Consider the following 20,880-nt stretch of genomic DNA (forward strand, 5'->3'; position numbering starts at 1 on the left):
TCGGGCCGGTCAACTGCGGGGTCGGCGGGCCCGGCATCGGAACGGCTGGACTGTGTAGTGCCGTACTTTGCGCGGCACCTCTTACCAAGCGGATCTGTGCAAAGTAGGCCGCGTGTCGTGTGCAGTCTTCGCTGCATCTCGACACCTGTCCGTACCTTGGATAGCTGCTCCGCCCGTCTGGTGTTTTCACAGGGCCGCCCCGTACTCACATGCCGATGACAGCGCGTTCGCTGAGGAGGGTCGATGCCTCTGGGGTCGCCTACTGCGAGCAAACGCGTACCCTGTTAGGCCGTCGACTCGGCAGGATCTAGCCATGACCGTTGACCAGGCCGACATCGACCACGTTCTGCAACTCGAGCGCGAGCTCCAGTCGCCGGCTGCGAGGGGCAACGTCGCACGGCTTCGCGAACTGCTGTCCAGCGAGTTCATCGAGGTCGGCGCATCGGGACGGCGCTGGGAGCTATCCACCATCCTCGACCTGCTGGAGCAGGAGTCAGGCGAGCCGGACACCGCCGAGATCGGCATCGACAGCCTCGAGGCACGGCCCCTGTCGAAAGACCTCGTCCAGGTCTTCTGGGACTCGACCCGAGACGGTCGCCGTGCTCGTCGCACTTCTCTCTGGCGGCGAGCTGCCGACGGATGGGAGCAGATCTACCACCAGGGAACACCTCTGCCCTGATCGCGCGCTCTTGGGGCACATGGTGTGTGCGTCTGCTTGCATGGTTGCGTGTCGAAACTGGGCCAGGGACCGGAGCTTCAGCAGGTGCAGCAGTCCCTCCCGCCCCGCGACACCATCGGTGGCCAGTGTGCGCCGGCGACATCCTTCACGGGCCTAGACCCCTGGCGACGATCTCTCGCCCTCTCAGGGCGCCGTCTTGACCTGTGACCATTTGTAGTTCGGGCTCATTCACCTCCTCGGCCACGGTGTCGAAGGCCTGGGCTCGGGCGAGGACGTTCGAGTCGCGGCAGCGGCGATCGACGGCCCATTCGTCGCGCCAGGACGGCGCCGACAAGGCAGATGATCCTCGCGCGGTCGGGGAAGATGCCCACTGTCCCCGGGTATATCCGTCCTCGGCTCACACGAGTCCCGACCGGTCCACGTCCGAGCGATGGTCCCCTCACGGTGCTCTGAGCGTTCGATCGGTCGCGTTCTGGACCAAGGTTGCGGCGGCACGCAACGCACGTCGACGGTCGCTGTCGGAGATGAAGGTGGAGCCGTAGTGGGCACCGGGCTTGAGCCGGATCAGTTTGCCCAGCTCGGCCCCGAGTTTCTTGTCGGTGCGCGCGAGCACACGGGCTGCCTCTGCGTGGTCCTCTCCGGCATATCGGGAGCCGGTGGCGGACAGGCAAATGGTGTCGGAGGCGGCAATGCCGGCCAGCACAGCGATTCCGACGATGACGTTGTTCGCGCCCGGTCCTTCCTCGGTCGTCGCCAGCTCGGCGATCTCCAGGTAGCGGGCGGCGATGATCCGGCGGTTGTGTGCGTCGGCGGCATTGCCGACGCGGCGGCGCTCGGCGGGCATCAGTGAGCTTCCCGGCCTGTGTCGTGGAGGAGTCGAGACAGCGGTCGGCCGACAAGAAGGACCGCTTCGTCCTGCCATGAACCGAAGATGGGCTCGCCTGCAGCCTCGGCGCGGTGTAGGTCCGGTACGGACGTGGCCAGCCAAGACAACTGGTTCCCCGTGAGTGCGTGCATCAGGACCTCGGTGTCTGCGAGCTGCCCGTCCCACGTCGCCTCGTCTTCGGCTGACAGGTTCTCGGGCTGGACGACGAGCACGTCGATGTCCGACTCCGGCCCAGCCTCCCCTCGGGCGACCGATCCGTAGAGCGCGGCGTGGAGGCAGGGAATGCTCCATGAATTCAGCTCGTCGACCAACCGGCGCAGTACGGTCGCCGTCGCGTTGACGGCGTCGACGATGCACGGTGTCAAGACGTGGGAACGGTTGAGGCGGTAGAGGTTTGCTCGCCCGGCGGGCTCGACGAGGATCACACCTTGGGCGGTCAAGCGGCTGAGGGCGCGTTGGGTAGACGTGTGGCTGGCATCCGCGAGCTCAGCGATTCTTCGCCCCGGCAAGGGAGCCTCCGTGCCCGCCAGCACGGTCAGCGCGCGAGCGTCCGCCGCAGAGAGCAGCGTCGTCAACGGCTGGGAGAGGTCCATGACCAGAAGTATGGCCCATAAACGGTCCATATGGACCAGATCTGGTGCAATTGTTCGGGCCAACCGATGGCGCGACCTCGCCGTTGAACCCTGCCCGGGGGCCCGGAAGAGTGGCGTGCGCACCGTGCTCGACGCCCGCGCCGACGACGCGGCTCGGCATCGTCTACACCCGGCACGCGTTCCCCATCAGCCATGCCACGGTGACGGCGACCCGCGCCCCTTAGTGCGCACGGCCCGGGCGCGCGCACTTCGGCGAAGAAGTGCGCAGGGCTCGACGCTCAGTCTCCGCCGCGCTGCCAGTACGCGCCGGCGGCTGCGATCGCTTCGTCCTTGGTCATCTCGCAGACCTGCGTCTGGGGGTAGCCGGCCTTGGCGGTGAGCAGATGAAACAGGTCGGCCGGGATTGCGTGCTTCGCAGGAGGAGGAATGCTGCGCTCCGGCAGGGCTCCATCCTTGACGCAGGCCCAGAAGATCGGCTCTGTCACGTCGAGCTGTTCGCGCAGAATCCGCGTCCACAGGCTCGTGCCGTAGGTGTCTTTGCCCGGCGGATGGGAGATGCGGGTGCGCAGGATCCGCCCGTCCTCCAGCGCCAACTCGAAGGTGAGGTGGTGGTTGACCTTCTTTCCCGTGGCGCGCCGGACCTCCTCCCATCCCTCCGTGTGACAGAACGTCAGGTGATCCTTGCGGGTGGCCGCCGGGAAGGAGGTCATGCCGCTCCGGTGAGCCAGTCGGTGAGCTGCTCGTCGGTGGACAGGTCGACCAGCGGGACCAGGGTCTCCATCCGGCGGTGGTTGCCGGCGTGACGCAGGCGCGGCCAGTCCTCGGCGTACTCGCGCAGTGCCTCGACCATGTCGGCGGCGGCCTCTTCCAGGGTCGAACCCTCGGAGGCGAAGGGCATGCCACGCAGTGACAGCCCGATGCCGTCGTCCTCGCGGAACACCTCGGGGACGGTGCCGATCGAGGCGAGCAGCGCGCGCCGCACCGTCTCGACCGGGACGACGGCGAAGGCCTCACCGCTCCGGCGCACGACACCCGCGCCGCCGGTGCTGGCGGCGTCGATCATGTCCTTGAAGCCGGCGCGCCCAGCGGCGACCGTGTCGAACTGGGCGAGCGGCATGATGTTCTCCTCGGTGCTGCCATCATCCGGCCGGAGTGCCTCTTTGGCGGCTCCCGGGGCCATCCCGCGAGAAATATGTACACCGTGTACATCGACTGTATCGCCGGCAGATGATCACAGGCAAGTTCTTCGGCCTGGTGAGATCGTGACGAGCACGTCGAACAGTTCCATTCCGTCTTGCCCAGCTTCCCCCGGAGTTATCCACAGGGAGCTGGTGGTGCTGCCCCGACGACTGCGAAAACGGTCAGTGTGGGCGTATGCCGACCTCACGCAAGCGCCGCCCCCGCCGATCCGCCCGCTCGCGCCGCGCGTCGAAGACCTTCAGGGGTCACGACGTGCGGCGGGTCTCCGTCCGCACCCTTCTGGAGACGTCACCTGACAGCGAGGACCTCGACTGCATCGCCCGCGCCCTGGAGGCGGGCCGCCAAGGAGATGCCGCCACCAGCCTCGCGCACGAGCTGTCCGGTCTGGTGATCCTGGAGTCCCCGCACCGCCACGCCATGCAGGACCTCATCGATCAGGGCGAGCACGCGCCGCCCTGGGCCTACTCCCGGTGGTGCGCCGACCTCGCCTACCGCTCGATGCTCATGGCCGCGGACCCGCGCATCGACGAGGCCGTGCACATGGTGATGACGACGCTCCACCTCGACGCCGCGGAGCGCGCGATCGACGACACCGACGCCCTCCACCTGGGGACCAGGATCGCCGCCGGGGACCACGTGGCTCAGGACATCGCCCTCTACGAGCTCGGCGGCCTTCGGGACTACGTGCTCGAGCACGCGGGGCCGGGGCTGCTCGAGCGGACCGACAAGGTCCTGGGATGGGCGGACGAGGCCCGGGTGGGCGCCTACGAGGTGCTGGGGCTGCGGGGCTGCCGACTCGTGCTGCGGGACATGTCCGACTCGCGGACGGTCGAGGTGCTCAATGTCGGCGCGTTCACCGGCGTGGATGCCCCGGCCCTGGTCGGACGCCTGGCACCGATCACCGCCGAGCCCGGCCTCATGTTCGCCCGCCGGCCGATTCCTGTGGATCTGCGGACGGCCGGACGAGTCGGAGAGAGCGTGAACGATGACGATGCGCTCGGCTGGCTGTGGGCCCTCTCGTTCTCCCTGTGTGAGGGCGCGACCGAGGGATTCCACCTGACCCCCTCCACGCCCTACACGAGCGACCTCCCGTACCCCAGATTCGCGGGCTGCGAGGGAGAGTTCGACCCCGAGTCGGCCTCGCCGAGGGTCGCCGAGCTCTGCGCCCTCGGCCATGACCCGGTGGTCGCGAACGCCCTCTGCGTCCTGGAGGTGGGCCTGATCGCCGCTGGGGTCAGCGACCTCGCGGCCGCCGGCGTCTCGCCCCACGTGATGGCGGCGCTGGCCACCCCGGGCGTCTTCGAGTCAGCCAGGACCGAGTGCGTCGGACCGGAGACCGCTGCCGCGTGGCGCGTGCTCGCCGGTGTCGTGCCCGACCAGGGCACCGACCGTCTGCTGGAGCTGGCGGCGCTCGCCGACGCAAGGACACCCACGACCACGTCCGGCGACTCGGATTCTTGAGTCAGCGACCGAGGGTCGGCTGGGGCGGGATGCAGGTGTTGACGAAGAACACGAGCTTGACCCTGCGCTCGATGCAGGCGTCGAGCACGGGGCGCAAGAGTATGATGAAATCATACCCAGGAGGTGAGGCATGGCCGTGCGCAAGGTGGCGGTGACGCTGCCGGAGGAGCTTTACGACATGGTCGAGCGTGCTCGCAAGGTCGAGCATCGGTCGCGGTCGGAGATGATTGCCGAGGCCATCCGGACCCACTTCGGTGAGGCCACGTATCAGCCGTCGGAGGAGGAACGACACCTTCTTCAGGCGGCAGTGGACGAGGACCTCGCGCACCCTGAGGCGGCTCGCCCCTGGAGCGAGGTGCGGGCCGAGCTGTGGAACGACAGGTAGAGGTCGTCCTCTCACCGAATGCGGTGGCGGACGTGCACGATGCCCGTGACCATTACGGCGCGATCCGTGAGGACCTGGTCGACTCTTTCATGGAAGGTGTGGAGCAGATCGTCGACCGCCTGCAGATGTTCCCGCGATCCGGCACCCCGGTCGAGAGGTTCGGTGATCTGCGTCGGGCCCGCGTCCCCCGGTTCCCCTACGGCGTCTTCTACCGACTGAACCGGCTCGATGACGTGCGTATCCTCCGGGTCCTGCATGACCGGCGCGGCCGCCTGACCGCGTTCGATTCGACCGAGCTCGGAAGCGAGCGGTCGAGGATCCCGTCGCCTGCGACGCGGGTCGCCCCGCCCACTGCGCCTGGCGGCAGGCACTCTTGATGGCATCGCACCACTTCGTCCCGACACGATGAGGAGCACCGTGGACCTCGAATTCGACCCCACCGCCGCAGCCCGCCTCGAGCGGATCGTCGCCGATGCCAACCAGAACGTCTACGACATCGCTCGCGGCATCCAGCGCCGCCTGGGTGAGGGCGCCGATCCGCTCACCCACCCCGAGGTCTCCGATGCGCTGCGGCAGGCCTTCGCCCGCAACTTCGCCGCCGTGCAGATGGGACAGGCGATCCTGCTGTGCCTGAGCAGCGGCGTCCCCGTGCGGGACGTGCTCGTCATGCTCGACCTCGAAGGCCTCATGGCCACCGAGAAGAGCTTCGACGACGAACTGAACGCCCTGTTCCGCGACGAGGGCGACGACACCTGAGACTGCTCTAGAACGGCCAGAACCCGCGAGCCTGGTCCCAACCGGGATCGCGGGAGCCCAGGTAGGAACCGACGACGGCCGCCCCCAGGTCGTCGAGATCGGGGGCGACGACGCGGCCCTCGACCCGGCGGGCGAGCTGGTCGATCAGGTGCGCCAATCCCGGATCGTCGCCGAGACGGAAGATCGTCGTCTGTGCGCCGAGGCGATGGACGTCGTCGAGCGCGCGCACCGTGAGCGCCAACGTGACCCGATGGGGTGGGTAGGCGAACTCGGCCTCACCCACACGGTCCAGATGCGCGGTGGGTTCGCCGTCGGTGACGATGAGCAGCACCGGCTGAGCGGTGGGGTGCCGGCGGAAGAAGCGGTGCGCCAGCAGCAGCGCGTGGTGGAGGTTGGTGCCCTGCTCGTACAGCGCCTCGAGTGAGGTGAGGTCCTCGATGCGGGTGGTGCGGGCATGCCGCCCGAACGCGATGAGCTGCAGGTCATCCCCCCGGAACCGGCTGGTCACGAGCTGATGCAGCGCGAGCGCCGTGCGCTTCATCGGCACCCAGCGCCCCTCCATCGCCATCGAGAACGACGTGTCGACCAGGAGCGCCACGGCGGCCTGGGTGCGCGCCTCGGTCTGGTCGACCTCCACGTCGTCCACGCTCAGCCGCACCCCCGAACGCGGGTCCCCGCCCTCGGCGACGACCCGACGCACCGCGTTGCCCACGGTGGCGGTGACGTTCCACGGCTCGGTGTCTCCGAACTCCCACGGCCGGGTGGACCCGTCCAGCTCCCCGGCCGCACCCGCACGCCGCACGTCACGCCCTCCGGTCCGTCCCGACATGCGCTCGGCGATGTCTCGCAGCAACGCCTTGCCGAGCTGCCGGATGGCGGCGGGGGACAGGCGCAGCGCGCCGTCGGCAGTGCGATTCAGGTACCCCGACTCCCGCAGCGCCCGCTCCAGCTCGGCGAGAGTGCGGGCATCGACGACGGCCTCGTCACCGAGCTGACGGGCGAGGGCATCCAGATCGACGTCCTCCATCCGCGCGCCCGAATACTGCTGCGACAGTTGCTCGGCGAGGGCGTCGAGCTCGGCGAGGTCCTGCAGCACCCCGGTGCCGTCGCCGAGCCCCAGGCCCTGGTCGCCCTCGAAGGACTCCGACCCGTCCCAGTCCTCCCCGGGACGCAACGCCTGGAGGTTGTCGTCCAGACGGTCCAACGCCTGCGCCAGTTCCGGCGAGCCGAAGGCCTGCTGCGAGAGCTCCGCGAGTTCGGCCCGCTGCTCCGGCGTCATCGAGGCGAGCATCCGACGGCCGGCCGCGGCGCGCCGGGCCAGCTCGTCCAGCAGTTCGTCGAGGTCCTGCGGCTCGCCGGGGATCGAGTCGCCGTGCTTGTCCATGAACTCGGCGAAGTCCTCCGGGGTGTCCTCGCCGAGGCGACGCTTCTCCAGGAGTGCGTTGAGGTCGGCCATCATCTGGCTCACCCGGCCGCGATCCTCCTCGGTCGCGCCCTCCAACGCCTGCTTCATCCCGGCGAAGCGCTGGTCGAGGGCCTCCCGTCCGAGGAGGTCCTTGATCTGCTCGAACGTCTCCCGCGCCTCGCTGCTCCGCCACGGGTAGTCGCCGAGTTCGGTCACCGCGGCTGCCGTGGAGGCGGGCAGGTTGCCCAGGCGCATCTCGGAGAAGCGGGCCTCGTCGTCGAGGTCGCGGGCGAGCTGTTTGCGTTCGGCGAGGACAGCCTGATCGAGCAGCTCCCGCACCTCTTGCAACGTGCCGTCGAGACGGTGCTCCGCCAAGAGCTGCTGCCGACGCTGCGCCACCTGAGCTGCGAGGCTGTCCAGGCCGCGCTGATCCCGCCCACCCCGGCGCAGGAACTCCTGCATGGCCCGCTGCGGTGAGGTGCCGGCCATGACGTCCTCGCCGATCTCGGCCAGTGCCTCACCGAGGTCGACGGGCGGCGCGAGCGGATCACCGCCGCTGTACCGGCCGTACCGGGACCGGCCGCGACCACGACGCGCAGTCACGTCCGCCGCCATGTGACGTCCGCCGACGGCCTGTCCGCCGACGGCACGTCAGCCATAGGTGGTCTCCCCACCGTCGACGTCCTTGCTGATGCGGCGGGCGAGGAAGAGTCCTTCGAGGGCCAGTTCGGCGGCGCCGGCCCGGCCGGCGTCGTCGTCGGCGCCGAGTCGGGCCGCCAGGTCGTCGTAGAGCGTCGACTCCCCGAGGTCCGGCAGGCCGTCGAGCACCTCCCGGGCGCTGACCTGCTCGCCCGTGGTCACCGAGGCGCCGTCTTCGATGGCGTCGACCAGGGGCGACAGGTCGATCCCGGCCAGCCGGGCGCGGATGGCGCCGGCGGTGGCGGTGCGCAACAGGTGGGTGAGGATCTCGTCCTCGCGCCCCTCCTGGCCGGTCTCGAACTCGATCTTGCCGCCCAGGACGTCCACCGCCGTGATGAGGTCGACGACCCGCGCCAGCGCGCGTGACTCACCCCGTCGTGTCGCCCGGTGCAGCGCGGCGGCGGCGATCGTCTCGGCGCCGGCGATGGCGAAGCGGGCGGACACCCCGGAGCGCTGGTCCACGGCCGCCGAGTCCCGCAGCTCGCGGGTGAATCGGGCGAGGATCTCGACGATGATGTCGGGCACCTCCGCCACCAGGTGCGCCTCTTGCTGGACGACGGCGACCTCGTCGGCGAGCTCGAGGGGTAGTGGGTGCGGATCTCGGCGCCGAAGCGGTCCTTGAGGGGAGTGATGATGCGGCCGCGGTTCGTGTAGTCCTCCGGGTTGGCCGAGGCGACGACGAGCACGTCGAGGGGGAGCCGCAGCACGTAGCCGCGGATCTGGATGTCGCGCTCCTCCATCACGTTGAGCATCGCGACCTGGATGCGTTCGGCGAGGTCGGGCAGCTCGTTGATCGCGACGATGCCGCGGTGGCTGCGCGGGATGAGCCCGAAGTGGATGGTCTCGGGGTCGCCGAGGCTGCGGCCCTCGGCGACCTTGATCGGGTCGACGTCGCCGATGAGGTCTCCGACGCTCGTGTCGGGGGTGGCGAGCTTCTCCGCGTACCGCTCCTGCCGGTGGCGCCACGTCACCGGCAGCGCGTCGCCGTCCTCCGCGGCGCGACGTCGGGAGGCGTGCGTGAGGGGGAGTAGGGGTGTTCGCCCAGCTCGGAGCCGTCGATGACGGGCGTCCACTCGTCGAGGAGGCCGACGAGGGTGCGCAGCAGGCGCGTCTTGCCCTGCCCGCGCTCGCCGAGCAGGACGATGTCGTGGCCGGCGAGGATGGCGCGTTCCACCTGGGGGATGACCGTGTCCTGCAGACCGTGCAGGCCCGGCCAGGGGTCTTCGCCCGCAGCGAGTTTCGCCAGGAGGTTCGCGCGCAGCTCGGTGCGGAGGTCCTTCTCGACGTGACCCGAGGCGCGCAGCTCGCCCACGGTGGCGATGTTCGGGCGAGGCGCGGTGATGGAGGAGTGCTGGCTCACATCTCTCACGGTAAGTGCGCGGGGAGCCGACGTCGCGGGCAGAGCAGAAGCGATCGCCCCGGTCGAGCGGTGACCACGTGGCTGAAGGCTGACCGGCTGCCCCTCAGCCGCCACGACGTCGCGATCCGGGTGTTCGTGGTGCGGCGCCAGGTCAGGTGAGACGGCTCTCAGGGTCGTCGAACGTCAGCTCGGGGAGCGGTCCAGGGGCGTAAGGGTCTGGCATTTAGTACCATGGGCGGTACCATTGCGGTATGCCGTCCGTCGCGAGGATTAAGGTCGTCGCCGCGATCGAGAAGCTGGAGGAAATGTCATGACCACCACCACGACTGCGCGCGATGTCGCCCACTACGCCTACCGCGTGACCTGGTCGGTCGCGGACGAGGAGTTCGTCGCGACGTGCGTCGAGTTGCCGTCCCTGTCCTGGCTAGCAGCCTCACCGGAGGATGCGCTCCGCGGTCTGCGCGAGCTCGTGGCGGAGGTCGTGGAGGACATGCTCAGCAGCGGCGAGGTCGTGCCGGAACCGTTGGCGACGCGGACGTACTCCGGAAAGTTCAATCTCCGCGTCGGTGAAGAGCTTCACCGACAGCTGGCCTTGGAAGCCGCCGAACGGCATGTGAGCCTCAATCAGCACGTCGTCAGCAAGCTGAACAGGGCTTCCTGATCCGCCGCCGATGGCGCACTGACGGTTGACCTTCACGCATCGTCAGCGCGAATCGCGGTTCTGGAGAGGACCTCGCGGTGAGGGAGGTCACCCGCGCTGCCGCCCCGTGCACGGAGCAGGCCGACCCGGTCAGTCGGGCGGGTCAGTCCTTCGTCGTCCCTGAGACGTCGGCGCAGAGGACGGCGGTGTTGCCGTCCTGGTCGGCGATGACGGTCAGCCCAGGTGCGTCGCTGTCGTCGACGACGGTCCCGCCCGCGGCGAGCGCGGCGGCGACGCGTTGCTCGATGACCTCGCGCGCCACGTAGATCTCGATGTGGAACCGCTGACGCGGGGTCTCGTTCTCCTCGGCGTCGCCGAACCACAGGTTGGGTACCCGCACGGTGGCGTCCCGGACCTCGTCGCTGGGGGATCCGCGGCCCTGAGAGTCGGCGCTCCCGGTCAGCAGCGCCGCCCACACCGGGGCGATTCTCGCGGAACCTGGTGTGTCGAGGCCGAGTTCCATCTCACTGACCGAGGTCGGATCGGCGGTGAGTCCCTGATCGGCGGCGATCTCGGAGATCCGTCGCGCGAGGTCGAGGTCCTGCTGTGTCACCCACTCGACGACGTGCTCGGTGCCCTCGTCGTCGCGGTAGACGGCGTCGTCGCTGACCAGCTCGAGATCGACGTACCCCCTGCCGATCGAGGCCCGTGGGTGGTGACCGACCTCATCGCCCGCCTCGGCCACGGTGGCCACGAACCGGGCGCCGGCGCCGAAGTCGCCCACCACGTAACGCGCGTGCAGTCCCTGGGCCAGCTTGCGCCAGTCGGTGAGGCGGGCGGCGGCGATCTGCGCGCCACCCAGCATGTCTGTGGATGGTGATCCCATCGCCACATTGAGTCGCAGCGCTCACGCGGAGTCAAGGGGTCGGGCGGGGGCGGTCTTCCCGCCTCAGAGAAACACCCGGGCCCGGCCATCCACATCACGGCTGATGAGTCTGACGAACGTCTTCTGCGGGCGCCCGGCCGACGTCACGTCCCCCCGATGTAGGCCTCGGCGAGGGCGATGAGGTCGCGGTCCCGGTGGTAGCCGCGTTCTACGACCAAGCGCACCAGTCGCCGTAGGTCGGCGATGTCTTCACCGGTCAGGATCTGCCTCATGGCGGTGAGGTCGGCGGCGTCCTGTGGTCGCGCAGTGTCGTCGCGAGCCAACAACTTGAGAGCCACGAGGTGCGCCACGCGGGCCACCGGGAGCACGAGGCCGGGTACGAGCTCCAGTTGCTCCGCGTCCCGGGTGATCTCGGGCTCGATACCCGACGAGGCGAAGAGCAGGTCGACGAGGACTCCGCCCGAGACGGGAGGCCGCAGGCGGACGGTCGCGAGACGATCGACGTAGGCGTGTTCGACGAGCGATTCGACGTCGTAACCCCGGTGACCGAGTCGCATCACGATCGCTTCGGCGTCTGCGTCGTCATGGACGAGGACGCACGCGTCGACATCTCGCGTGAAGCGCGGTTCGGCGCGTGCCGAAACAGCGAATCCCCCGATCAGCGCCCATCGCAGCTCCAGCGTCGCGCAATCGCGCACCAGGCGGCGCAAAGACTCCTCGATGGGAGTCGTCATCGATTCACCGAGCATCCCTCAGAGCTACTGGCTGTCCGGGACAATCTCCGAACTCGGCGCCAGGGCGTTCACGCAGCCATCCCTGGATGGCTACCTGCGTCTGTGTCTCGGTCCATTCCGGATGCTCCCGCTGGAGTCGCGCTCTCATCATCTGTTCCCCGAGAGCGAACAGGTCGAGCGCGATGCGGAGGCGCGCCGCTGGTGTGTTGGCGGGCATGTCACGAGTCTAAGCGGGACGCGAGAGGGCGCCGCAGCACAGCCGCCTCGACCGTGCGCGTGCCTGGGCGATGCCCACGGCGCCTCCGGCCGATCGCCCGCACCTCGGTGATGCACGGCCTCCCGACCACCGGCCTACAGATCTCCCGGTTCGTAGGACCGCGCCGTCTCGACGAGGACCTCGTGGAAGCCGTCCTCGGCGGGTGCGCGGACACGGTCGTGGCGGTGCGCCAGGAGGATGCGGCGTGCAGGGGAGCTGTCGCCGAGCGAGACGATCCGCACCCGCGGATGCTTGTCGACGACGGCGGTGCGCGGTGCGAGCGCCACCCCGAGGCCGACGCTGACCATCGCCTGCGCGCCTCCTGATAGTCGTTGGCTTCGAACGAGATCCGCGGCTCGAACCCCGAGGCGAGCGCGCTCGGGCCGACCGTGGGTGAGGGCGCGGTGCTGCGGTCACTCTCAGGGTTGATGCCGCGGGCGAAGTCTCGACAGGTTCTTCAGAGACATCTTCATCGGGTATGACAAGGACGCGTCACGCCATGCCCGACCCCGACCCCCTGACCCTGACCCTGACCGACGAGGATCGCCGAGTCCCTCATCGGCTGGGCCTCGGACTGCATCCACCGGCTGCTGCCGATCTTCATGCAACACCGGCCCTCGGACGACCGACTCCACGTCGCGTTGAGCGCTGCTGCCGAGTTCCGTGCCGCGAAGCTGTCTGTCGGCCTCATGCGCAGACAGGCCTTCGCGGGCCATGCAGCCGCTCGAGACTGCGAAGACCCCGCAGCGACGCCCTGTCCGGCAAGGCGCTCGCGGACGAGCTCGCGTGGCAGGGGGCATCTGCCTGTCCGCTTCCACGAGCATCTCGACGACGAGTGAGCCGCCTGGCGCCGCGCTGGTTGCACAGTCCCGACGCGCTCACTCCACCTCGGGGAGTCGTGAACGCCTGACGGGGATCCGACGAGCGGCGGCCGCCCCTCTCCGTCGTCGCCCGTGAAGAGCCGCTGTTCCCGTCGTCCACGTGATGAAGTTGTACTGGTCGTGGACGTGGCCAGTACCCATCGGTGTCGAGGAGCCTGCACATGAACGAGAACACGCCTGAACACTTGGTTGTCGACGAGCTCACGGTTCATCGGATCAATGTGCAAGAGGCAGACGGTCGTGTGCGAATGGTGCTGTCCAACGGTGAGCGGCTTCCCGGTGCAACCATTCGTGGAAAGGAATACGACCCACACCGTTCCCATGCGGGCCTCATCTTCTTCAACGACGAAGAGACGGAGAGCGGCGGATTCATCTTCGGGGGAAGGGACGGCCGGCAATCGGGCAGCCTCACCTTCGACGCCTACGAGCAGGATCAGGTCGTCCAGGTGCTCGGGACCGACGGCCCGGAAGGAATAGTCGCAGGCGTCGTGGTCTCCGAACGCCCTCGTCGGTCCATCGCCGAGGACCTCGACGCCGTCGATCGTCCTCGTGCCGAGGACCAGTCCTCGGAGGTGATCGACGATCAGATGGAGGGTCGCGAGCGCGGGCGTCCCCGAGGGTTCTTCGGTCACCGTCGAGGTGAAGCGGCGGTCGAGTTGGCTGACGGCGAAGGGCGCGCCCGCCTTCGACTGACCGTGGCCGCGACCGGGCATGCCGCCATCCAGTTCCTCGACGAGCAAGGAGAAGTCATTTTCGAGTCTGACGCCGGAGGGCTTTCATAGTCATCAGGAGCAGCAGTAGTTCCTGTGTCGACAACCGGAGCGCCTAACCACTGCGTCCTGGCCCGCGATGTGAAAGGGGCCTTGGGTGGTTCGGGCTGGTGATGGCGGGCGTGGCGGCCTTCATCCTCACCCGCTGATTCGGCGGCTGCCGCATGGCCGGCGTGGGACGTCTGTCCGCTATGCCGACCGATGCGACCACACCGGCGTGCTCACAACATGGTCGTGGGTGTTGCGTCCTCGACGAGGATCAGGGCGTCGTACATCTGCGATGGGACGACCGAGACCGTGTGGAAGAACGGGACCAGCTTCTGCAGGTAGGTGAAGCTCTCGCCGGCGCTGCCCATCATCGTCGGCGAGTCGACGAGCGTTCGGTTCGTTCCCGAGGTCTGGGCGAAGTCGAGGTAGCCGATGCGGGTGCCCTCGTACATGCCGCGCAGCGGGGTGCGGTTGGTGAGACTCCACTCGCGGCGCTCGTCCTTCGTGCCCGACAGGAACGTCGTGTCGACGAACTCGGTGCCGATGACCCGGTACCCCTCGCCCCACTGCTTCGCGGCCCGTGCACCGACCGGCTCCGACACGGCGCCGTTGGCGGTCTTCCCCACGTGAGCGTTGTGGCCGAAGAGCAGAACACCCCCTTCGACTCCACCACGATGCGGCGGAGGTTGGTGAACATGACCTTTTCCCTGGTCGTTGAGTACGCGTCGCCGGCACCCGTCACCGCGATGTTGGCGGCGAGAGCGTCGACGGCGAACTCCGCGTCGTGACGATCGGGGGAGGCCGGGAGCCGGTGAACCGCTGCCCGGAGCGACTCGACGGTCGCGTCGTCGAAGGCCTCGGCCTTCGACGCGTCGGATGCTGTCTGTGCGGCCTCCGGGTCGGAGGACTGCAGGGCGTCCGCGACGATCCGCAGCGAAGGCTCGGTGCGCTGGACGTCCATCCCCACCAAGGTGATCCGCTGACCCGCCGGGGCCGAGGCGTTGTGGTCACGCATCCACTGCAGCCACTCGGCGACCTGGGCGGTCTTGTTGATCGCGAACCCGAACCGCTGGGCCGCCTCCTGCGCCGTCCCCGGACCGCCCTGGACGAACTCGTTGACGTCGTGGGTATGGCCGTAGTCCTCCTCGAGCACCACCGTCCGGAACCCATGGTCGACGACCTTGCTGGTGAGTTGCGTTCGAAGCTGCTGAAGTTCGGCATTTCCATGGGTGGCTTCGCCGAGTGCGAGGATGCGTGCATCGGTCAGGGCCGGCTGCAGACGCGCATCGGTGAACTCCACCGCAGCAGCCTCCCCCTGGGGTCGGGTGACGTAGGCCCAGCCACCCACCGCGAGCAGGGTGAGGATCACCAGGAGCGACAGCAGGACTGCACAGCCACGGCGCTTCGTGAGGGTCTTCACCGGACCTCACCCCGCGTCAGACGCATCCAACCGATGACCGCGGGGGTCACGAGCCACAAGAGCAGGCCCGTCGCAGTCCGGCCGATGACGGCCGCGTCGATGCGGCCGGCGAGGTCATACACGGTGTCGGGACGGAGCCACCCGAGGACCTGTGCCGCAGCCGGCGCAAAGGAACCGACAGCGGTGGCCACCATCGGGAAGACGAGGAACACGGCGAGCGTGATCGCGGTGCTGCCCGTGGCCATCCCCAGCGCCCAGCCGACGAGGGCGCTGACGACCAGACCCGCGGTGAGCACCGCGAAGGCGCTCCAGTCGATCTCCCACGACACCGGGCCGAGTCCCAGCAGTGGAGCGACGCTGCAGATCAGCGTGCCTGCAGCCAGAGCCAGTACCGCTGCGACAACGCCGAGGACGCCCATCGCCGCAGCCTTGGCCAGGAGAACGCGTCCACGGCGAGGGACGATGGCGAAGGTCGTCAGGGCCGTGCGGTGAGTGTTCTCCGACGTGACCAGGGCCGCACCGATGCCGACGAGGAAGTACGGCACGAACAACAGGGCCATCCGAGTCACGTCACCGAAGCCGGCGGGACCAGAGCTCAGGATGCTCCCGCCGCCGGTTGCGCCGGCAGCGAGGCAGGCCGCCACGAGAGCGACGATCAGTGGGCGCGTGTCGATGAGTTTGCGCAGTTCCACCCCCGTCAACCGGCCGATGGAGGCCGCGGCAGGCGGCGTGGGGTGCAGGGCAGTCGTCGTCATGACAGGTCCTTTCCGGTCAGGCGCGGTCGGTGGAGCTGGTGAGGGCGAAGTAGCGGTCCTCGAGATCAGCGTCCGAAGGGCGGGCTGCGGTGAGGACGTCGTCGGCGACGATCCGGCCGCCGCCGATCATCACGAGCCGGTCCGCGAGGCGACCCACCGACGACAGTTGGTGGCTCGACAACAGGACGGCGCATCCGGCATCGGCACGGCGGCGCAACAGCTCACCGAGCCACCGCTGACCCTGCGGGTCGAGACCATTGGTGGGCTCGTCCAGGACCAGGACCTGCGGGTCGCCGAGCAGCGCCAGGGCGAGCGCCAGGCGCTGCCGCATGCCGAGGAGTACCCGCGCACGCGCCGTCGGAGTTCCTCCGGAGTGAGTCCCGCCTCAGCGGCCGCGCCGGCGATCCGTGAGGTCGGCAGGCACATCGAGGCGGTCGCGAGCTGCAGCGCCGCGAGCCCGGTGCGACCGGGGTGGAAGCACTCGGAGTCGAGCACCGACCCGACGACGACGGCCGGGTTCGGCAGCCGGCGGTACGGGCGCCCGTCGACGAACGCAGTCCCGGAATCGGCGTCGGCGAACCCGAGGAGGATCCTCATGGTCGTCGACTTGCCGGCGCCGTTGGGGCCGAGGAATCCGACGATGCTGCCGGCCGGGACCGTGAAGGAGACGTCCTCCAAGACGGTCCGGCCACCGTAGGACTTGGTCAGTGAGTCGATCGTGATCATGGATCCATCACAGCCGCGCCGGCCCAGGGCGGTCATCGTCCGAGGGGCCGAACGCCCAGGCCGGAGGGCTGCGGCCGGTAGCGACCATCGGCTCGCCGGACCCCACCGGAGGTAGCCGATGGTCGCTACCCCCGCCTCTCGCGCCGGCCCTAGCCTGGCGAGGTGAGCTCAGCGACGCAGCCCAGGAACCTCGTGCACCGACGGATCGGTGGACTCGTGTGGCTGCCCGCAGCGCTCGCCACGGCCTTCTACGCCCTGCCGGTCGTGAGAAGCCTCGACCGACCGCTGCTGGTGGCACTCGTCCTCGTGCCGGGACTGCTCTCTCTGGGGGTACTCACCCGACGTCACACCGCACCCCGCCTCGTGTCTGCCGTCGCCGTCGGATGCCTGCTGGTCAGCCCCGCTGCGCTCGGTGGTGTCATCGGGATCATCGCCTCACGGGCGCGCCGTCTCCGTGACCGGCGACACCTGGTCGAGATCGTGGGCTGGACCCTCGCGGCCGTGGTCGCCAAGGTGATCCAGCTCGTGCTGCCGTATCCGGGAGGTGAGTGGACCTCGGCCTCGTCGGTGGACCTGACCATGACGGTCAGCGCGATCGGATTCGCCCTGTTCACCGGCCTGCTGTCGCGGGCACGAACCGATTCGGTCGACGCGGCACAGCGGGCCGAGCAGTCTCGGGCGGCCGAGATCCGCCTGGAGGAGCGGGCCCGGATCGCACGCGAGATGCACGACGTCGTCGCTCACCGCATTTCGCTCGTGGCGATGGTCTCGGGCGCCCTCGTCCACCGCGACGACCTCCCGGACGACGCGCAGGAGGCCGCGACGATCATCCGCACCAACTCGCGTCTCGCACTCGACGAACTCCGGGCCGTCCTACGCGACCTGCGCGACGACGGCGGCTCCCCGACGGGGACGACCGCAGCGCCGCAGCCGGATCTGGCACAACTGCCCGTCCTTCTCGCCGAGGTGCGCGAGGTGACCGACGTCAACTACACCTGCGAGATCGACACGGCGGCGCTACCGCCCACGGCGAGTCGTCAGCTGTACCGGATCCTGCAGGAAGGCCTGACCAATGCCCGCAAACATGCTCCGGCGCAGCCCGTGTCGGTGCGGATCACCCGTTCCGGCGGAGACGTCGTCCTCGAGGTGCGCAACCCGTTCACCGGCGAGGTCGGGGAGTCCGGTGGGTACGGCCTGGTGGGGATCCAGGAGCGCGCCCGTCTGCTCGGCGGTCACGCCCGGGTCGACGTGATCGACTCCCGATTCGTCCTCACCGCGACGATCCCTGCCAAGGTGGGGTCGTGACCAGCGACAGTCCCTCGATCCGGGTGGTGGTCGTCGACGACGACGCCCTCGTCCGCAAAGCCGTCGGCATGATCCTCGCCGGCGCCCCCGACATCTCGGTCGTCGCCGAGGCCGAGGACGGCAGACAGGGGCTGGCCGCGGTCCGAGACCACCGCCCCGACGTCGTGCTCACGGACATCCGCATGCCCGAACTGGACGGGATCGGCCTGGTCTCCGAACTGGCCGCTGCCGGGGACACGACCCCCGTCCTCATGCTGACCACGTTCAACGAGGACGACTACGTCGTCCGTGCCTTCCAGCTCGGCGCCAAGGGGTTCCTCCTCAAGGATGCCGATCCCGCCGACATGATCACCGCCGTCCGCGACGTCCACGCCGGCCGCCCGGCCCTCTCGCCCGCGGCCACCGAGACCCTGATCCACGCGGTCGCCACCGCCAGATCGGCCGCGCAGGCGCCTGCAAGCCATCTGACCGGCGCCTTCACCGACCGGGAGCGGGAGGTCGCCGTGCTCCTCGCCGGCGGCCGGTCCAACGCCGAGATCGGTCAGGAGCTCTACATGGCGCTCGCGACCGTCAAGGCCAACGTGACCCGCATCTACACGAAACTCGGTGTGGACAACCGGGTCTCGGCCGCCATGATCATCCGCGACGAGGGCCTGGTCTGAAGTCTGTCGGCACCACTGTGGCAGGTGCGGGTCCATCGTTCGTCCGTGCCGACCTCAACGCATCTTTGATGCTATGATGCGCCAGTGCGAACGACTCTTGATCTGGACGACGTGGTGCTGAGTGCTGCGCGGGCCAAGGCGCGCGCGGAGGGCATCTCACTCGGCCGTGCCGTGTCCGAGTTGGCTCTGGCCTCGCTGACCCCGCAGAGTCGACCGTCGCTATCACCGTCGTCCGAGTTCCCGATTCTTCACGGAGTTGCTGGACATGTCGTGACCGACGAACTGGTCGCGGCGTACCGCGATGACGACTGAGACCCAAGCTCGGCGTCTCTTGGACGTCAACGTGCTGCTCGCGCTCATGTGGGACCGACACATCCACCACGACGCCGCTCGGCGCCAGTTCCGCGCGGTCGCGACGGCCTTCGCAACGACGGCCGTGACGGAGTCGGGCCTGGTCCGGCTCCTGCTCACCCCGGTGGTCGTCGGCCGGCAGGTGTCGACGCCGGAGGCCCTCGGAGCGCTGCATGACGTCCGTTCGCTTCCGGGGTGGGCCTGGCTCGACGACGACGCGTCGTTCGACACCGCCGTGGTCGACGTACGCGTGCTCACCGGCCGACGCCAGGTGACCGATCTGCATCTGGTCGATCTGGCGGCGAGACACGGCCATCGTCTGGCGACCTTCGACACGGGCCTCGTCAGTTCCTTGGCCCCGGCCGATCGCCACCACGTCGACCTGTGGTCGCCCTGACGTCGAGCGGCCGGTTCGCGCCGCCGTCAGGGGCAGTGGCCGCGAAGTAGCGGGCACTAGCCAGCGCGGCTCCAGCAACTTCCGCTTCTCGACATCGCCCTCGCCGAGATGGGTCAGGACGTATCTGTCGCCCGCACGTGTATCAGATCCTTCTCGTCCAGTGCCGCTGGAGTGCGCTTCGAGTTCGCGCGCATCGGCGCCCGTGCCCAGGCATGCAACTCGTCATACGGATGCGTAGGTCGAGGGTTGTCACGAGTCACCGAGCACCTTCTTGATGAGTTCCGGGAACGCCCTGATGCCGGCGTTGCGGGCCTCGAGCTTCTTGTTTCCGGGAAGTGCGGCTACTCCTACGCGGCGCGCGCGAGCGGTTCGCCGAGCGGTACGACTTCACCGGAAAGACGGTGCACCCCGTCACCACCCACGCCATGAGCGGCCTGGGTAGGGCGATGCAGGACTACGCCGAGGTCTGCCGCGGTGCCACCCTCGGCGAGGGCCTCGCGGTGCAGGGCGAGGAGGTCCGGCAGGTAGGACCCGGCGCCGTGGCCACCTGGCTCGACCGCATCGACCTTCCCACCACACCGGCCCGATGACCCGCACCGCGACCCGACGCCGGCCCCACCCGCCAAGGGGGTAATGCCGGCCCCTCCCGGCGACCCCGACCCGCCACATACCGTCGACCACATGGAGAACCGCATGAACACGCTCACCCTGAACAACGGCGTCGAGATGCCCGCCCTTGGACTCGGCGTCTTCCAGACCCCACCGGAGGAGACCCGCGCCGCCGTCGAGGCCGCCCTGGACACCGGGTACCGCCACGTCGACACCGCTGCGGCGTACGGCAACGAACGCGAGGTCGGCCAGGCCATCCACGCCTCCGACGTCGCCCGCGACGAGGTCTTCATCGAGACCAAGATCTGGATCAGCGACTACGGCTACGACAGCACCCTGCACGGGTTCGAGAAGAGCGCCGGCAAGCTCGGCGTCGACCAGATCGACCTACTCATCCTGCACCAGGCCCTCCCGTCGAAGTTCGAGAAGACCCTCGAGGCCTACCGGGCTCTGGAGACCCTCCTTGAGCAGGGCAAGGTCCGCGCGATCGGCGTCAGCAACTTCATGGTGGATCACCTCACCCGCCTCCTCGAGGTGGCGCAGGTCGTGCCGGCCGTCAACCAGATCGAGGTGCACCCCTACTTCCAGCAGCGCGAGGTCCAAGCCTTCGGCACGAAGCACGACATCCTCACCCAGGCCTGGTCGCCCATCGGCGGCATCACCTTCTACCGCGACGGCGAGCACCGCAGCACACTGGAGGACCCGACCATCGTCGAGATCGCGCAGGCTCACTCCAAGAGCCCCGCGCAGGTCATGCTGCGCTGGCACCTCCAGCAGGGGCGATCGGTCATCCCCAAGTCGACCAAGGCGCACCGCATCGCCGAGAACTTCGACATCGTGGACTTCGACCTGTCCGGCGAGCAGCTCGCCGCGATCGACGCCCTCGACACCGGCAAGCGTGGCGGGCCCGAGCCGGAGGACGTCACGCTCGAGGCGTTCGGCCGCGACATCCCCGAGGCCTGAACCCGGCTGCACGGGGATTCTCAGCAGCGCCACGATGTCTGAGGGGACGTCCGCGTCCGCCGACTCACCGCGAGTGCTTGCGTCCTCCCGACGAATCTCGAAAGGTGTTCCCC

Annotated in this window: 22 protein-coding genes and 6 pseudogenes; 13 read left to right on the forward strand and 15 right to left on the reverse strand. The window is 69.0% G+C overall.

What is annotated here, in order from left to right:
• The first annotated feature begins 313 nt into the window (after positions 1–313).
• Entirely contained in the window at positions 314–679 is a 366-nt protein-coding gene (locus QQK49_RS19145; protein WP_284305368.1) for a nuclear transport factor 2 family protein, read from the forward strand.
• 439 nt (positions 680–1,118) lie between these two features.
• Here QQK49_RS19145 and QQK49_RS19150 read toward each other — a convergent pair whose 3' ends face one another.
• The 4 genes from QQK49_RS19150 to QQK49_RS19165 form a co-directional block, all read right to left on the reverse strand.
• Complete coding sequence (locus QQK49_RS19150) at positions 1,119–1,523, reverse strand: hypothetical protein (protein WP_284305369.1); 405 nt, start codon at positions 1,521–1,523, stop codon at positions 1,119–1,121.
• Entirely contained in the window at positions 1,523–2,158 is a 636-nt protein-coding gene (locus QQK49_RS19155; protein WP_284305370.1) for a nucleotidyltransferase domain-containing protein, read from the reverse strand. The genes QQK49_RS19150 and QQK49_RS19155 overlap by 1 nt, the downstream gene beginning before the upstream one ends.
• Before the next feature lie 278 nt (positions 2,159–2,436).
• A complete protein-coding gene (locus tag QQK49_RS19160) occupies positions 2,437–2,868 on the reverse strand; it encodes a cytotoxic translational repressor of toxin-antitoxin stability system (protein WP_284305371.1) in 432 nt (143 codons plus the stop codon).
• Entirely contained in the window at positions 2,865–3,275 is a 411-nt protein-coding gene (locus QQK49_RS19165; protein ID WP_284305372.1) for a hypothetical protein, read from the reverse strand. The genes QQK49_RS19160 and QQK49_RS19165 overlap by 4 nt, the downstream gene beginning before the upstream one ends.
• 257 nt (positions 3,276–3,532) lie before the next feature.
• On the opposite strand from QQK49_RS19165, the gene QQK49_RS19170 reads away from it, so the two are divergent.
• From QQK49_RS19170 to QQK49_RS19185, 4 genes are all read left to right on the forward strand, one after another.
• Positions 3,533–4,819, forward strand: a complete 1,287-nt coding sequence (locus QQK49_RS19170; RefSeq protein ID WP_284305373.1) for a hypothetical protein — start codon at positions 3,533–3,535, stop codon at positions 4,817–4,819.
• A 130-nt stretch (positions 4,820–4,949) separates the two neighbouring features.
• Positions 4,950–5,204: a ribbon-helix-helix protein, CopG family gene (locus tag QQK49_RS19175; protein WP_284305374.1), complete on the forward strand. Its 255-nt coding sequence runs from the start codon at positions 4,950–4,952 to the stop codon at positions 5,202–5,204.
• A gap of 32 nt (positions 5,205–5,236) precedes the next feature.
• On the forward strand, positions 5,237–5,581 hold the full coding sequence (locus QQK49_RS23425) for a type II toxin-antitoxin system RelE/ParE family toxin (protein WP_431310599.1): 345 nt from the start codon (positions 5,237–5,239) through the stop codon (positions 5,579–5,581).
• A 40-nt stretch (positions 5,582–5,621) separates the two neighbouring features.
• Complete coding sequence (locus QQK49_RS19185) at positions 5,622–5,960, forward strand: hypothetical protein (protein WP_284305376.1); 339 nt, start codon at positions 5,622–5,624, stop codon at positions 5,958–5,960.
• 7 nt (positions 5,961–5,967) lie between these two features.
• Here the strand turns inward: QQK49_RS19185 and QQK49_RS19190 are convergent, their stop codons facing one another.
• Positions 5,968–7,968 (reverse strand): vWA domain-containing protein, encoded by a 2,001-nt coding sequence (locus tag QQK49_RS19190; protein WP_284305377.1) that lies wholly within the window; start codon positions 7,966–7,968, stop codon positions 5,968–5,970.
• Between the two features lie 48 nt (positions 7,969–8,016).
• Positions 8,017–9,406 (reverse strand): annotated as a pseudogene (locus QQK49_RS19195) (magnesium chelatase ATPase subunit I).
• Positions 9,407–9,734: 328 nt separating this feature from the next.
• On the opposite strand from QQK49_RS19195, the gene QQK49_RS19200 reads away from it, so the two are divergent.
• A complete protein-coding gene (locus tag QQK49_RS19200; protein ID WP_284305378.1) occupies positions 9,735–10,085 on the forward strand; it encodes a type II toxin-antitoxin system HicB family antitoxin in 351 nt (116 codons plus the stop codon).
• A gap of 142 nt (positions 10,086–10,227) precedes the next feature.
• Here QQK49_RS19200 and QQK49_RS19205 read toward each other — a convergent pair whose 3' ends face one another.
• The 4 genes and pseudogenes from QQK49_RS19205 to QQK49_RS19215 all read right to left on the reverse strand — a co-directional run.
• Positions 10,228–10,950 carry a 4a-hydroxytetrahydrobiopterin dehydratase gene (locus tag QQK49_RS19205; RefSeq protein WP_284305379.1) on the reverse strand — a complete coding sequence of 241 codons (723 nt, stop codon included), beginning with the start codon at positions 10,948–10,950 and terminating at the stop codon, positions 10,228–10,230.
• A 143-nt stretch (positions 10,951–11,093) separates the two neighbouring features.
• Positions 11,094–11,684 carry a nucleotidyl transferase AbiEii/AbiGii toxin family protein gene (locus QQK49_RS19210; protein WP_284305380.1) on the reverse strand — a complete coding sequence of 197 codons (591 nt, stop codon included), beginning with the start codon at positions 11,682–11,684 and terminating at the stop codon, positions 11,094–11,096.
• A gap of 4 nt (positions 11,685–11,688) precedes the next feature.
• Positions 11,689–11,901, reverse strand: a complete 213-nt coding sequence (locus QQK49_RS23430) for a hypothetical protein (RefSeq protein WP_431310556.1) — start codon at positions 11,899–11,901, stop codon at positions 11,689–11,691.
• A 134-nt stretch (positions 11,902–12,035) separates the two neighbouring features.
• Positions 12,036–12,319 (reverse strand): annotated as a pseudogene (locus QQK49_RS19215) (LysR substrate-binding domain-containing protein); the annotation flags it as partial.
• A 223-nt stretch (positions 12,320–12,542) separates the two neighbouring features.
• Between QQK49_RS19215 and QQK49_RS23435 the strand changes: the two are divergent.
• Positions 12,543–12,779, forward strand: a complete 237-nt coding sequence (locus QQK49_RS23435; RefSeq protein ID WP_431310557.1) for a putative immunity protein — start codon at positions 12,543–12,545, stop codon at positions 12,777–12,779.
• A 203-nt stretch (positions 12,780–12,982) separates the two neighbouring features.
• Complete coding sequence (locus QQK49_RS19220) at positions 12,983–13,603, forward strand: hypothetical protein (protein ID WP_284305381.1); 621 nt, start codon at positions 12,983–12,985, stop codon at positions 13,601–13,603.
• Positions 13,604–13,812: 209 nt separating this feature from the next.
• On the opposite strand, the pseudogene QQK49_RS23440 reads toward QQK49_RS19220, so the two are convergent.
• The 5 genes and pseudogenes from QQK49_RS23440 to QQK49_RS23005 form a co-directional block, all read right to left on the reverse strand.
• A pseudogene (locus QQK49_RS23440) lies at positions 13,813–14,235 on the reverse strand (erythromycin esterase family protein); the annotation flags it as partial.
• A gap of 26 nt (positions 14,236–14,261) precedes the next feature.
• A pseudogene (locus QQK49_RS23445) lies at positions 14,262–14,999 on the reverse strand (erythromycin esterase family protein); the annotation flags it as partial.
• The gene (locus tag QQK49_RS19230) at positions 14,996–15,754 is read right to left on the reverse strand and encodes a hypothetical protein (RefSeq protein WP_284305382.1); all 759 of its coding nucleotides are present in this window, start codon (positions 15,752–15,754) and stop codon (positions 14,996–14,998) included. The gene QQK49_RS19230 and the pseudogene QQK49_RS23445, both read right to left, overlap by 4 nt.
• Before the next feature lie 223 nt (positions 15,755–15,977).
• Positions 15,978–16,085: pseudogene (locus tag QQK49_RS19235) on the reverse strand (AAA family ATPase); the annotation flags it as partial.
• A 188-nt stretch (positions 16,086–16,273) separates the two neighbouring features.
• A pseudogene (locus QQK49_RS23005) lies at positions 16,274–16,516 on the reverse strand (ATP-binding cassette domain-containing protein); the annotation flags it as partial.
• Between the two features lie 126 nt (positions 16,517–16,642).
• On the opposite strand from QQK49_RS23005, the gene QQK49_RS19245 reads away from it, so the two are divergent.
• The 5 genes from QQK49_RS19245 (at position 16,643) to QQK49_RS19265 (ending at position 20,767) form a co-directional block, all read left to right on the forward strand.
• Positions 16,643–17,785 (forward strand): sensor histidine kinase, encoded by a 1,143-nt coding sequence (locus QQK49_RS19245; protein ID WP_284305383.1) that lies wholly within the window; start codon positions 16,643–16,645, stop codon positions 17,783–17,785.
• The gene (locus tag QQK49_RS19250; protein WP_284305384.1) at positions 17,782–18,447 is read left to right on the forward strand and encodes a response regulator; all 666 of its coding nucleotides are present in this window, start codon (positions 17,782–17,784) and stop codon (positions 18,445–18,447) included. Before QQK49_RS19245 ends, QQK49_RS19250 begins: the two co-directional genes overlap by 4 nt.
• 301 nt (positions 18,448–18,748) lie before the next feature.
• Positions 18,749–19,195: a TA system VapC family ribonuclease toxin gene (locus QQK49_RS19255; protein ID WP_284305385.1), complete on the forward strand. Its 447-nt coding sequence runs from the start codon at positions 18,749–18,751 to the stop codon at positions 19,193–19,195.
• 335 nt (positions 19,196–19,530) lie between these two features.
• Positions 19,531–19,785 carry a flavodoxin gene (locus QQK49_RS19260; protein ID WP_284305386.1) on the forward strand — a complete coding sequence of 85 codons (255 nt, stop codon included), beginning with the start codon at positions 19,531–19,533 and terminating at the stop codon, positions 19,783–19,785.
• Positions 19,786–19,888: 103 nt separating this feature from the next.
• On the forward strand, positions 19,889–20,767 hold the full coding sequence (locus QQK49_RS19265) for an aldo/keto reductase (protein ID WP_284305387.1): 879 nt from the start codon (positions 19,889–19,891) through the stop codon (positions 20,765–20,767).
• Positions 20,768–20,880: the final 113 nt, after the last annotated feature.

The organism is Mobilicoccus caccae (genome assembly GCF_030161635.1).
In the GTDB taxonomy this organism is placed as follows: Bacteria; Actinomycetota; Actinomycetes; order Actinomycetales; family Dermatophilaceae; genus Mobilicoccus; species Mobilicoccus caccae.

Excerpts from the sequence above, each read along its gene's own strand:
- QQK49_RS19230 (WP_284305382.1), bottom strand. The coding sequence starts at position 15,754 with ATGACGACGACTGCCCTGCACCCCACGCCGCCTGCCGCGGCCTCCATC.
- QQK49_RS19160 (WP_284305371.1), bottom strand. The coding sequence starts at position 2,868 with ATGACCTCCTTCCCGGCGGCCACCCGCAAGGATCACCTGACGTTCTGT.
- QQK49_RS23430 (WP_431310556.1), bottom strand. The coding sequence starts at position 11,901 with ATGCCCGCCAACACACCAGCGGCGCGCCTCCGCATCGCGCTCGACCTG.
- QQK49_RS19165 (WP_284305372.1), bottom strand. The coding sequence starts at position 3,275 with ATGCCGCTCGCCCAGTTCGACACGGTCGCCGCTGGGCGCGCCGGCTTC.
- QQK49_RS23435 (WP_431310557.1), top strand. The coding sequence starts at position 12,543 with ATGCAACACCGGCCCTCGGACGACCGACTCCACGTCGCGTTGAGCGCT.
- QQK49_RS19145 (WP_284305368.1), top strand. The coding sequence starts at position 314 with ATGACCGTTGACCAGGCCGACATCGACCACGTTCTGCAACTCGAGCGC.
- QQK49_RS19175 (WP_284305374.1), top strand. The coding sequence starts at position 4,950 with ATGGCCGTGCGCAAGGTGGCGGTGACGCTGCCGGAGGAGCTTTACGAC.
- QQK49_RS19265 (WP_284305387.1), top strand. The coding sequence starts at position 19,889 with ATGAACACGCTCACCCTGAACAACGGCGTCGAGATGCCCGCCCTTGGA.
- QQK49_RS19200 (WP_284305378.1), top strand. The coding sequence starts at position 9,735 with ATGACCACCACCACGACTGCGCGCGATGTCGCCCACTACGCCTACCGC.
- QQK49_RS19170 (WP_284305373.1), top strand. The coding sequence starts at position 3,533 with ATGCCGACCTCACGCAAGCGCCGCCCCCGCCGATCCGCCCGCTCGCGC.
- QQK49_RS19155 (WP_284305370.1), bottom strand. The coding sequence starts at position 2,158 with ATGGACCTCTCCCAGCCGTTGACGACGCTGCTCTCTGCGGCGGACGCT.
- QQK49_RS19210 (WP_284305380.1), bottom strand. The coding sequence starts at position 11,684 with ATGACGACTCCCATCGAGGAGTCTTTGCGCCGCCTGGTGCGCGATTGC.
- QQK49_RS19205 (WP_284305379.1), bottom strand. The coding sequence starts at position 10,950 with ATGGGATCACCATCCACAGACATGCTGGGTGGCGCGCAGATCGCCGCC.
- QQK49_RS19255 (WP_284305385.1), top strand. The coding sequence starts at position 18,749 with ATGACGACTGAGACCCAAGCTCGGCGTCTCTTGGACGTCAACGTGCTG.
- QQK49_RS19220 (WP_284305381.1), top strand. The coding sequence starts at position 12,983 with ATGAACGAGAACACGCCTGAACACTTGGTTGTCGACGAGCTCACGGTT.
- QQK49_RS19150 (WP_284305369.1), bottom strand. The coding sequence starts at position 1,523 with ATGCCCGCCGAGCGCCGCCGCGTCGGCAATGCCGCCGACGCACACAAC.